The sequence below is a fragment of the Myxococcus llanfairpwllgwyngyllgogerychwyrndrobwllllantysiliogogogochensis genome (assembly GCF_006636215.1).
GTDB lineage: Bacteria > Myxococcota > Myxococcia > Myxococcales > Myxococcaceae > Myxococcus > Myxococcus llanfairpwllgwyngyllgogerychwyrndrobwllllantysiliogogogochensis.
Genome location: NZ_VIFM01000829.1, coordinates 1 through 427 on the forward strand (window position 1 = coordinate 1; position 427 = coordinate 427).

The window sequence follows — 427 nt, forward strand, 5'->3', positions numbered from 1 at the left end:
GTCGTAATAGCCGGCGCATTGTTCGCAGTGGTGCTGAAGATGTGTGCAGGGTAGAGGATGGCTACGGTACAGGAGGCTTTCAGCCTTTTTTTGCATGTGTTGGTTTGATCGTAGACGTGGCTGCTAGCAAACGAGCCCACTAGACAAATTTTGGGAGATGTATGTCCAGTTTGGTGCAGGAAATCCAGCGCGACGCGCTAGACCCTAAGACCGGCGTCAGTGACCTGCTTCGAAAGGCGTTGGTGGTGTCAACCAAGCTCAAGATCAGTGAGGACACCGCTTGGATCAAGGCCGAGCTTTCAGGCTACACCGATGATGCTGAGCTGCCTGCCTATAGAGATCTGCGTGGGCTCCCTCAGGTACACAATCACTATCATGGCTACTTGCCTTTTAACATGCCAGCGGAGATGGAGCAGAAGTTCTGTAG

General features: G+C 52.7%; 1 protein-coding gene. It reads left to right on the forward strand.

Features of this window, described 5'->3' with window-relative positions:
* Nucleotides 1-161 precede the first annotated feature (161 nt).
* On the forward strand, nt 162-427 hold a 266-nt coding region (locus FJV41_RS50730; RefSeq protein ID WP_220138031.1), incomplete at its 3' end, for an AbiTii domain-containing protein.